This window comes from Grimontia sedimenti, from assembly GCF_011045095.1.
In the GTDB taxonomy this organism is placed as follows: domain Bacteria; phylum Pseudomonadota; class Gammaproteobacteria; order Enterobacterales; family Vibrionaceae; genus Enterovibrio; species Enterovibrio sedimenti.
Map to the genome: position 1 here is coordinate 139808 of NZ_JAALDL010000010.1, position 11596 is coordinate 151403.

An 11596-nucleotide genomic window follows, 5' to 3' on the forward strand; every position below is an offset into this window, starting at 1 on the left:
AGAGCTTTATCAGCCCCCTAAATCAGAAGGCTGATGAATCTGCCATGCATTGCCATATAGGCCTAGCAGAGTTCCTGCAAAGTAGTTGGAGCTAGAGCAAGGCGCCGAGCACGTGAATCCCCATGAGCATAGGTTTCCTATGTGCTTGGGGTGAGCGCGCGCAAGCAACGCAGCTATCGCTCCAACTAAGAAGCAGATTTACATTTTGATATCGTAAGCAAAGTACTTCTTACGAATCTCGTCATACGTACCGTTCGCTTTCACCTGAGACAGAGACTTGTTGAAGATCGCTGCCAGGTCTTTATCACGCTTACGGAATGCCGCCGCTACACCGTTACCCAGCTGAACGTTATCGCCCACTGCTTCGAAGGTGTCACCGTCTTTACCGCCTAGGATTGAAGATTCGCCTACTGGGAAGTCAATCAGTACGATATCCAGACGACCACCTTGCAGATCCAGTACCAGATCATCACCTGTGGTGTAGCGCTTAACTTCTGCTACTTTGCCGAACGTGTCAGTCGCGTAGTTGTCTTGGATGGTACCGCGCTGAACACCGATACGCTTTCCTTTCAGAGAATCAACATCGGCTGGGTTAAGGCCTGAGCCTTTTGGTGCGAAGAAACCGCTTGGGGTGTTGTAGTAAGGTTCTGAGAACAATACCTGCTTAGCGCGCTCTTCAGTGATCGACATTGATGAGAAGATCACGTCATATTTACGCGCTTGCAGACCAGGAATGATGCCATCCCATGCTTGGATAACCCAGCTACAGTTCAGTTTTGCGTTTTCACATACAGCGTTACCCAGATCCACTTCGAAACCAGTCAGGGTGCCGTCTGGTGCTTTGTATTCGAATGGTTCATAAGGTACATCTACAGCGATGCGAACGTCTGTCCAATCTTTTGCCTGAACAGCTGTCGCGCCCAGTGCAGCTGTCACTGCAGCAGCAACTAACCATTTTTTCATCTTTCTGTCTCCTTATGGATATATTGTCCAGATGGCGATACTCCTTTGCCATCTGCCGTATGCGTTTACCGCGTCGGGACTTTCTTATTTCAGAACTATCAGTAAATCGAAGAGATAAATTGCTGTAATCGCTCCGATTCAGGATTAGTAAATAGCTTAGCTGGGTCGCCCTGCTCTTCCACCAATCCTTGATGTAAGAACATCACATGGTTGGAAACGTCACGTGCGAAGGCCATTTCATGGGTCACGACCAGCATGGTACGACCTTCTTCCGCCAGGATTTTCATGACGTTGAGCACTTCACCCACCAATTCTGGGTCAAGGGCTGAGGTAGGTTCATCGAACAACAGCACTTCAGGCTCGACCGCAAGCGCTCGGGCAATCGCAGCGCGCTGCTGCTGACCACCGGAAAGGTGTCCTGGGTAGTAATCACGACGTTCCCACAAACCTACACGCTGCAGGAAGGCTTCTGCGCGTTCCAACGCTTCTGCCTTTGGTACGCCCAAAACATGGATAGGTGCTTCAATCACGTTTTCCAGCACTGTCATGTGAGACCACAGGTTGAAGCCCTGGAATACCATCGCCAGACGAGAACGAATGCGTTGAACTTGTTTTTCGCTAACGGGTACGGCTTCGCCATGGCGACCGTTTTTCATTTCGATAAGTTCGCCGTTCACCCAGATTTCACCTGCGGTTGGTGTTTCCAGCAAGTTGATGCAGCGAAGGAAGGTACTTTTACCTGAACCGGATGATCCGATGATAGAGATGACATCGCCACGGTGTGCGTCCAGTGAAATCCCTTTTAATACTTCGTGTTGACCAAAGGTCTTGTGAAGGTCTTTGACTTGTAGCGCTACTGCTTCCGTCATGCGCTTGACTCCTGTCTTTCTGTTTGCACGCCGAGCTAATACGAGCACCTGGTCTTGGTATGAAGACTGCTTAGGCACTCTTTTTATATGGCTTGGTGGTACGAGTTCAGTGTAACTATGGCGTAAATTGTCATTTTCTGCCGTGCCACAACACATTTCACTACTGAGGCTCGTTTATCTGAAAATAACATCCATCAGTTTCAACAGCAACAATTTGTTAACCTTTAAGTGAATAAAAAATAAGTCATTTTCAATGCATAATTAAACAGAATGAGTGCTTTATCAAGAGTTTGAATTGATTGATGGTTTTGAGTGGTTAGTGTAGGGTGTATTTCGATGAAAATTTGCTTGTAGATCAATATCGAGAGAGCTATGTTGCCACGCTTGCTGACCCTGTGTTTCGCGCTCGTCTCTTTCGCCAGCTCAGCCACGACCAATACACTTACAATTATTCCCGAGCTGTCGAATGGCTTTGTCAGAAACTACAACCCTTTCCGCGCCGATACACTGGCGACGACGAGAGACTTCATCTTCGAACCCCTGATGGTTTTTGAGGAGGGCGTCGCACATTTCCGTCTGGCTAAAAGTTACACCCTATCCCCCGACCTGAAAGGCATTCTGCTCTCGCTGCGTGATGACATTAAATGGTCTGACGGCACTCCCTTTTCGGCAGACGATGTGGTCTATAGTCTTTCACTACTCAAAGACGAACCCGAACTGGATTACAATTCACTCGGGTACTGGATGGAGCGCATCGAAAAACGTGGCGAAAATGAGGTATACGTCTCGTTAAGCCATCCAAACGCACAGATAGCACATCGTTTACAGGAAGCCATTATTGTTCCCATGCACCAGTGGCAGGACATTTCTGACAAGCGTTTTTTCCTTAATGCCCATCCTATCGGCACAGGCCCTTTTACCGATATAAAAGCCTTTAGCAGCAATAACATCGTTCAGTGCCGTAACCCCAACTACTGGCAACAAGACAAACTCAAGGTCGATTGCATTCGCTACCCACAGGTCAAAAGTAATGATGAGCTCATCAGCCGTCTTAGCAACGGTGAATTTGACTGGGCGAGTGCGTTTATTCCAGATATTGAGCGTAACTACGCCTCCTATTCGCGTGATTACCATTACCACCATAAGCCCTCAACCATCGTCAGCTTGATGTTTAACTTCAAACATCCCAACGAAGAATTACGCAAAGTTATTCAAGACGTGCGTTTTCGCCGTGCGATGTCGATGAGTCTTGCACGGGATCTTTTGATCAATGTTGCGGTTTTTGGGCAGGGTGAAAAAGCGGTATTTGCCAGTGGTATGGCATCAACATTTGAGGACTGGATACCGAATTCGGCCGCAGAGCAGCATCTTTACTACATTCGCTTTCATCCCAAAGCCGCTTCACGCCTGCTTGACGAGTTGGGCTTGGTCGATATCGACGGCGACAGATTCCGGGAATTGCCGTCTGGAGAGCCACTGACTCTGCGGATCATCGCACCGAATGGTTGGAGCGACTTCATCTCTGCTTCTAATGTGGCAGCGGAGATGTTCGCGGCTGTCGGCCTGCGTGTAAAAACAGAAGTTTTACCGTTTCCTGAATATGAAGCCCGCATGGCGAACGCCAATTACGATCTCAGCATCACCAACTACTTTACCGGCCTGACACCTTTCAGGTATTTCAATTCAGCCTTTAACAGCGCCTATCAAACCCCTACTTCGCCACGTTTTGCCCAGCACTATTTTAAAGACGAAAAAGTGGATGACCTGTTGGATGACTTTCTGCTTCAAACTGATCAGCAGAAACAGCGCGATATTGTCAGCCAGCTTCATCTGCGCGTTTCTGAAAATCAGGTGACTGTGCCGCTTTATTACAAGCTGGAAACGGTGGAATTCACCACCACACGTTACAAAGGTTGGAGAAGACATGAAGACGGGACGCCGAATGTACCGCCAATTTGGTACACAGAAAGGCCAAGGTTGATTCAATTGCTCGAATTGGAACCTGTTGAAGAGTCACCCAAGAATACCCCATAAAAGAAAACCCAAGCTGATGCTTGGGTTTTCTTTTACTCGGGGCCTTCACGCTATTCCTTGCCCATTAACTCCAACGTTTTGAGCCATACATCTGCGTCGCTGTCAGGGTCTAGCATCTTTAGTCTTTCGTATGCTGAACGCGCCAACTCAAGCTGGTTAGTTTTCATCGCGCTAAAGCCCAAGATCTCCCACAAAAAGGCATCCCGGCTGCCCCCCATGTCGATGGCCTGCTGCGCCAGATTGGCGGCTTCCTGCCAACGTTGCAGTTGGGACGCTATTTTAACCTGCACTTTCACCAGAGAAAGTTCAGGCTCTCTATTCAGCAAAGACACCAATTCCCAAGCTTCCATCCACTCCATCGACTGCATGTGATATTGGAGTTTACGTTTCAGCACATCGCGGTTCACAGTCACAGCTTCTGAGCTGATACCTTGATTGAGCAATCGCTTCGCCTGATCGGTATCTCCCAGCATACTCGCGTATTGGGACATGTTAAGGTAATCCGCCTCTGTCAGCGTGGCTCCGGCTTTGGCTTCTTCCCGTAAAGTTCTCAACGCCGCACGCACTTCACCCAATGCCGCATAGGCGGAGGCTTTCTTGCGTTGCCAGCGAATGTCATGACCAAATTTATCTTGAATCACGCGGGTGGTATTAATCAGCGCCCGGTGTTGCTGAAGCTGTTCTTCACTCAGCAGTTTGATCTGCCATATAAATTCCGGCACATCGGCGTAACGGGCAATAATGGCGTTAGCCTGTTTCAACGCTTCTGCATATCTCTTTTCGCTGAACAGCGCACGGGTATAAAGGTGCTCAACCGGCTGGAAGGTAGGAAACTCAGCCAGATAGGTTTTACCGTATTGAATGGCGACTTCCGGACGGCCACGCTTCATAGAAAGGGACACTAACGCGCCCAGCACATCCTGTCTCAGACTTTCAGGTAACTTTCGGTATTCCAGCGCTTTGGTGTAGGCAAGATACGCACGGTTGTAGTCACCTTCATTGAGATAGATGTAACCAAGCAACCGCTGATGTAAGGCATTCTGTTCTTCGTTATCCGCAACAATCGCTTTCGCCAGATCGGCCGCTTTATCGACCTCATCATTCGATAGCAGGGTTTCGATACGATTCAGGTGACGGGCAAAATCCGGATCACTGGCAAACGCCGGTAAACTTGCACACAACAGCAATACACCAACACCAAAAAGTTTCATATCCCTCAGCCAATAACGATTTGATATCTCGAATATAACGTAGATTAGACACACTGCGCCTGTAAAAACGTCTATTTTTTGCAGGGACGCAACATATCTTCCGTGGCGTCTTACTAGCGGGCTCTATATACTCCGCGCCTTCTTATAAATACTGAGAATCCCATGAAAACCTATATCCCTGGTAAAGACGCTGCGCTCGAAGAGTCCATCAACAACTTTGAAGCAAAACTGACAGCGGCCGGTTTTAACGTTGAAGCTGTTTCCTGGCTCAATCCTGTGCCGAATGTGTGGTCTGTTCACATTCGCGATGTGGATGCGCCAATGAACTTTACCAACGGAAAAGGCGCCAGCAAGAAAGCCGCTTTGGCTTCCGCGCTCGGCGAGTATTTTGAGCGTCTTTCCTGCAACTATTTTTATGCGGATTTCTATTTGGGCGAAGAGATCGCACAGGCACCTTTCGTTCATTACCCAAACGAGAAATGGTTTCCACTGACTGATGACGACATGCTGCCAGAAGGTCTGCTCGATGATGAAATGCGCGCCTTCTACGATCAGGAAGAAACCCTGATGGCGAGCGATCTGGTTGATCTTCAATCCGGTAACGAAGAGCGTGGGATCTGTGCGCTGCCGTTTATCCGCCAGAAAGATCAGCAGACTGTTTACGTGCCAATGAACATTGTCGGTAACCTCTATGTCTCTAACGGTATGTCAGCGGGCAACACAGCAACCGAAGCGCGCAGTCAGGCGCTGTCTGAAGTGTTTGAGCGCGCCATTAAAAACCGCATCATTGCTGAGCGCATCAGCATGCCGGAAATTCCTGCTGAGGTGATTGCCCGTTTCCCGACTATTCAGGCATCGATTGAAGCCATGCAGGCAGAAGGTTTCCCAATTGCGGTTTATGACGCCTCCATGGGTGGTCAGTACCCGGTTGTTTGCGTCACCCTGTTTAACCCTAACAATGGCACTTGCTTTACCTCTTGGGGCGCACACCCTCGCTTCCAGGTGGCTTTCGAGCGCACTGTGACCGAACTTCTGCAGGGCCGCAGCCTGAAAGATCTGGACGTTTTCGAAGCGCCATCTTTCCACGATGAAGACGTGGCGGACCACCACAACCTCGAAACCCATTTTATCGATTCATCAGGCACAGTCTCGTGGGATATGTTCAAATCTACGCCAGATTATGAATTCACAGAGTGGAACTTCGAAGGCACTTCAGAAGAAGAAGTCTCCTGGCTGCTCGGTAAACTTCATGCAGAAGGTGCGGATGCCTACATTGCCGATTACAGCCACCTTAGCGTGAACTGTTGCCGAGTGATAGTGCCGGGTTGGTCTGAAATCTACCCACCGGAAGAAGTGCAGCTTTGTAACAACAACCGCGGTACCGATCTGCGTGATGCTATGTCCATGCTGCTCGCAACGGGTTTCAGTGATGAGTCGGTTGAGTCTCTGTTTGATGTGCTGGAAATGTCAGACTTTGATGACAGCTACATGGTATGTGAATTAATGGGCGTGCTGCCTGATGCAGGTACCGCTTGGAAATCACTCACCATTGGCGAACTGAAATGTTTGCTGGCGCTGGCGATGGGCGACATGGAAACAGCACAGGATTTCGCGACCTGGAGTTTGGAATACAATGCCACCATCTACAGTCAGGAGCGCACCATGTTTATGCGCTGCTTGATTGCAAGCTTGGAGCTGGCCCAGGATGAAGCGCGAGACGCTGCAGAGTACCGTCGCGCATTTGGGTTTGTGTACGGTCAAGGCATCACCGAAGCGGTTTGGAGCTCAATCTGCGGTGACATCCGCTTCTTTGGCCTTGAGCTAGAAAGCGCAGATTTGACCTCATTTGGTGCGCATCAAAAACTTCTGGCCTCCTACGAAAAGCTGCAACAAGCAAAAGCCAACGCTGCGTAATAACTTTTTACGATTTTGTACCGAACAAGCCTGCTTGAGGGAAACCCGTGCAGGCTTCTTTATATTGTTCAAGAACGATGTGCGGAAAAAGTGACAGTCAACGTATTTTCACAGCAATTTAGTGCATTTCTGTGGCACATCTCCCGCACCACTTTTGGTAATTTTATTTCAGAAATCAAAGTGAATTCTGCAAAACGGCAATATCCATATCATTTATAGCGTTTTTCGTTTCTCACAACTTTCAAATCCTGTAATTTACTTTCACGAAAATGATTTAGATCAAATTTGCTCAGGAGAGGTTTGTTAGTATGTTTGTAACGAATTTTGGCTCCCGGCCTCACCTCAATCAGCAGCGCGTTCATTGCTGAATAAAAGCTAAAACCTGCGGGGAGCGTAACCAGTTCTGTTTGCTTTTGTACGAAGAGGACTTTATGTCAACTCAAGCTCCATCAGAGCACATCGGCGATAAGGCGCAAAGCGAGTATCAAGCTAAGCACCGACCTGCCTCAGAGTTCGCGACACGTTCAGATTACCTGGACCACGAACTTCAAATCATGAACCCGCGCCGTTGGAAGCTAAACCTTCCTGGCCGTGATTTCCGTTTCGAACTCGAAGACCTCGTTCCTGCATTGGCGGGTACCATCGGCATTATCGCGATGTACTCAGCAGTAATGATGTCATGGGCTGATGGCCTGACCCAAGCTTGGGATCACATCAATCTGGGCAAAGAGTTCGCAATCGAAGTAGCACGTGTTGAGATGCTTATCCCTGCACTGTTGTTCTGTGTGCTTGCCTCTGGCTTTATCAACCCACGCGCTAACCTTGCTGGTAACCATGGTCCAATGATCCCACTGATCGGTACCATTGCGTTAGCCGGTGCTCACCCTCTTGCGCTTGCATTGCTGCTGGGTATGTTCGGCTTGATGCTGAGTTACTTCAAAGGTGGCTCGAAACTGGTGAACCTCACCAGTGAAGGGGTTGCCGGCGGTCTTCTTATTTTCCTCGGTTTCACCGGTGCAATGAGCCAAATCGCTGACATTCAGACTTGGGCCAAAGGCCTTGAGTCCGCGACCGTCGCGAAAGGCAGCATGGGTTACGTTGGCTTAGTGGTTCTGGCCGTGAACGTAGTGCTTTACGCTCTGCTGGCGCGTATCGGTAAACGCTGGTTGGCAATCCCTGCCTGTGCGTTCACTGGTCTGATTGCGGCACTGGCGCTGGGCGCTGGCTTCGACCTGACTTTCACCACTGAAATGGGTCTGCCTAACCTGAACCCTGTTTACTGGTGGGGTAGCACTGAGCAAGGTTGGATGTTGGGTCTGCCAAATCTGCAGCACTTCATCGCCTCTCTGCCATTTGCGATTCTGGCAGTAGCCATGTGGTCTCCAGACTTCCTGGGCCACCGTATTTTCCAAGAATTGAACTATCCGAAGAAAACCGAAAAAGTGCTGATGGACGTGGATGACACAATGACTATGTGTTCTATCCGCCAGATGGTTGGTACTGCCGTAGGTGGTGGTAACATCACGTCTTCTTGGGGTACTTACATGATCCCTGCAGCGATTGCGAAGCGTCCAATCCCTGCTGGTGCGATTCTGCTGGGCTGTTTGGTGATGTTCATCGCTATCCTTGGTTTCCCAATGGACGTAGCAGTGTGGCCACCGGTAATGCGTATCGCGCTGCTGGTAGGTGTATTCCTGCCACTGCTTGAAGCAGGTGTTCAGATGGTTCGTGAAACTAAGGATTCACAATCAGCAGGTATCTGTATCTTCGCATCAATGGTTGCTAACCCAGTACTGGCTTGGGCGCTGGCAATGCTGCTCGACAACAATGGTCTCATTGGTGACAAAGAGCGTGCGAAAAAACTGTCTTTCGTAGACCGTATCGTGATTCCAGGTTCAGTATTAATTATCTGTCTGGTTGCTATGCTCGCGGTTGGTATGCTTGAAGATCAGTTCGGCATCCCTGCTCTGATGTAATGACGGTTTGGGCAGTCTTAACTGGCTGCCCAAATTACTATTCATAATTTGGCTAGAAAGCGTAAAATCAAACGCGTTTTGAAAGACCGTTTTTGCTTTTACAGTTTTTTAATGATCGTGTACTACCACTGGCTCAACGGTGGAGCGACGTCAAAGTCGCTAAGTACTTGTTTTCTTCTACTAAAAAGGTAGGTACAACATGTCTGAGCAATTTGCTAAAGCATGGGAAGGTTTCGCTGACGGCGAATGGCAGAACGAAGTTAACGTTCGTGACTTCATTCAGAAGAACTACACCCCTTACGAGGGCGACGAGTCTTTCCTGGTAACTGAAGGTACTGAAGCAACTAACAAGCTTTGGGAAAAAGTGATGGAAGGCATCAAGCTTGAGAACTCAACTCACGCGCCTGTAGACTTCGACACTTCTGTAATCTCTACCATTACTGCTCACGATGCAGGCTACATCAACAAAGATCTGGAAAAGATCGTTGGTCTGCAAACTGAGGCACCTCTGAAACGTGCAATCATGCCAAACGGCGGCGTTCGCATGATTGAGGGTTCTTGCAAGGCTTACGGCCGTGAGCTAGACCCAATGGTTTCTAAAATTTACTCAGAGTACCGTAAGACGCACAACCAAGGCGTATTCGATATCTACACCCCAGATATCCTGAAATGCCGTAAGTCTGGTGTTCTGACTGGTCTGCCTGACGCATACGGCCGTGGTCGTATCATCGGTGACTACCGCCGCGTAGCACTGTACGGTGTAGACTTCCTGCTGAAAGACAAAGCGAAGCAATTCCACTCTCTACAAGAGAAACTGGAAGCAGGCGACGATCTGCAAATGACTATGCAGCTTCGCGAAGAAATCCAAGAGCAATACCGTGCTCTGAACCAGATGAAAGAAATGGCTGCGAAATACGGCTACGACATCTCTGGTCCTGCGACAACAGCTCAAGAAGCTGTTCAGTGGCTGTACTTCGGCTACCTGGCTGCTGTTAAGTCTCAAAACGGTGCTGCAATGTCACTGGGTCGTACTTCTACGTTCCTTGACGTGTACATCGAGCGTGATATCGCTGCTGGCAAGATCACTGAAGTTGAAGCTCAGGAAATCATCGACCACTTCGTAATGAAGCTGCGTATGGTTCGCTTCCTGCGTACTCCTGAATACGATGAGCTGTTCTCTGGCGACCCAATCTGGGCAACAGAATCTATGGGTGGTATGGGCTGTGACGGCCGTACGCTGGTAACACGTACTAACTTCCGCTTCCTGAACACCCTGTACACTATGGGTCCAAGCCCAGAGCCAAACATCACGGTACTGTGGTCTGAGCAACTGCCTGACGGCTTCAAGCGTTTCTGTGCGAAAGTATCTATCGATACTTCTTCTATCCAGTACGAAAACGATGACCTGATGCGTCCAGACTTCGACAACGATGACTACGCAATCGCTTGTTGTGTATCTCCACAGGTTGTTGGTAAACACATGCAGTTCTTCGGCGCACGTGCGAACCTGGCGAAAACGCTGCTGTACGTAATCAACGGCGGTGTTGATGAAAACTGAAGATGCAGGTTGGTCCTAAGCAAGATCCAATGACTGACGAAGTTCTGGACTTCGACAAAGTTTGGAACGGTCTGGACAACTTCATGGATTGGCTGGCGAAGCAGTACGTGACTGCGCTTAACGCTATCCACTACTCACACGACAAGTACAGCTACGAAGCGTCTCTGATGGCTCTGATGGACCGTGACGTTTACCGTACTATGGCTTGTGGTATCGCTGGTCTGTCTGTAGCAGCTGACTCACTGTCTGCTATCAAGTACGCGAAAGTGAAACCAGTTCGTGACGAAGACGGCATCGCAATCGACTTCGAAATCGAAGGCGACTATCCGAAGTTCGGTAACAACGATTCACGCGTTGATGACATCGCATGTGAAATGGTTGAGAAGTTTATGAACAAGATTCGTAAGCTGAAAACTTACCGCGATGCAGTACCGACTCAGTCTATCCTGACCATCACTTCAAACGTTGTGTACGGTAAGAAGACAGGTAACACGCCAGACGGTCGTCGTGCAGGCGCGCCATTCGCACCAGGTGCAAACCCAATGCACGGTCGTGACGAGAAAGGTGCAGTAGCCTCTCTGACTTCTGTAGGTAAACTGCCATTTGCTCACGCGAAAGACGGTATCTCTTACACCTTCTCTATCGTGCCTAACGCACTGGGTAAAGACGGTGACACGCAGAAAGCTAACCTTGCTGGTCTGATGGATGGTTACTTCCACCACGAGTCTGGTATCGAAGGCGGTCAGCACCTTAACGTTAACGTTCTGAACCGTGACACTCTGGAAGACGCAGTTAAGCACCCAGAGAAGTACCCACAGCTGACTATCCGTGTATCGGGTTACGCAGTTCGCTTTAACTCTCTGACTGCGGAACAGCAGAAAGACGTTATCGCACGTACTTTCACTGAATCTCTGTAATCTGAGGATTCATTGAATTGAAAAGCACCTCCTCCGGGAGGTGTTTTTTTATGCCTGTTTCAAAAGCAAATGGCGCTATAGCCCTTCCCTCTAACCGCATGACGTTCTGTCGACGCTCATAAAATTAACGACCATACTGAAAGCAAGCTGTTCT

At 49.1% G+C, this 11596-nt stretch carries 6 protein-coding genes and 1 pseudogene; 4 read left to right on the plus strand and 3 right to left on the minus strand.

The window, feature by feature from the left end:
* Positions 1-198: 198 nt before the first annotated feature.
* Both G5S52_RS14180 and G5S52_RS14185 read right to left on the minus strand, forming a co-directional pair.
* Positions 199-963, minus strand: coding sequence for a transporter substrate-binding domain-containing protein (locus G5S52_RS14180; protein WP_002541011.1), 765 nt, complete (start codon positions 961-963; stop codon positions 199-201).
* A 98-nt stretch (positions 964-1061) separates the two neighbouring features.
* Positions 1062-1832 carry an ABC transporter ATP-binding protein gene (locus G5S52_RS14185; RefSeq protein ID WP_002541009.1) on the minus strand — a complete coding sequence of 257 codons (771 nt, stop codon included), beginning with the start codon at positions 1830-1832 and terminating at the stop codon, positions 1062-1064.
* Between the two features lie 372 nt (positions 1833-2204).
* Here G5S52_RS14185 and G5S52_RS14190 point away from each other — a divergent pair, with 372 nt between their 5' ends.
* The gene (locus G5S52_RS14190) at positions 2205-3866 is read left to right on the plus strand and encodes an ABC transporter substrate-binding protein (protein ID WP_165014920.1); all 1662 of its coding nucleotides are present in this window, start codon (positions 2205-2207) and stop codon (positions 3864-3866) included.
* Positions 3867-3916: 50 nt separating this feature from the next.
* On the opposite strand, the gene G5S52_RS14195 is transcribed toward G5S52_RS14190, so the two are convergent.
* Positions 3917-5077 carry a tetratricopeptide repeat protein gene (locus tag G5S52_RS14195; protein ID WP_165014923.1) on the minus strand — a complete coding sequence of 387 codons (1161 nt, stop codon included), beginning with the start codon at positions 5075-5077 and terminating at the stop codon, positions 3917-3919.
* A 162-nt stretch (positions 5078-5239) separates the two neighbouring features.
* Here G5S52_RS14195 and ycaO point away from each other — a divergent pair, with 162 nt between their 5' ends.
* From ycaO to pflB, 3 genes and pseudogenes are all read left to right on the plus strand, one after another.
* On the plus strand, positions 5240-6991 hold the full coding sequence (gene ycaO / locus G5S52_RS14200) for a 30S ribosomal protein S12 methylthiotransferase accessory factor YcaO (protein WP_165014926.1): 1752 nt from the start codon (positions 5240-5242) through the stop codon (positions 6989-6991).
* 431 nt (positions 6992-7422) lie between these two features.
* A complete protein-coding gene (locus G5S52_RS14205) occupies positions 7423-8967 on the plus strand; it encodes a DUF3360 family protein (protein ID WP_002541003.1) in 1545 nt (514 codons plus the stop codon).
* A 199-nt stretch (positions 8968-9166) separates the two neighbouring features.
* Positions 9167-11442 (plus strand): annotated as a pseudogene (gene pflB, locus G5S52_RS14210) (formate C-acetyltransferase).
* Positions 11443-11596: the final 154 nt, after the last annotated feature.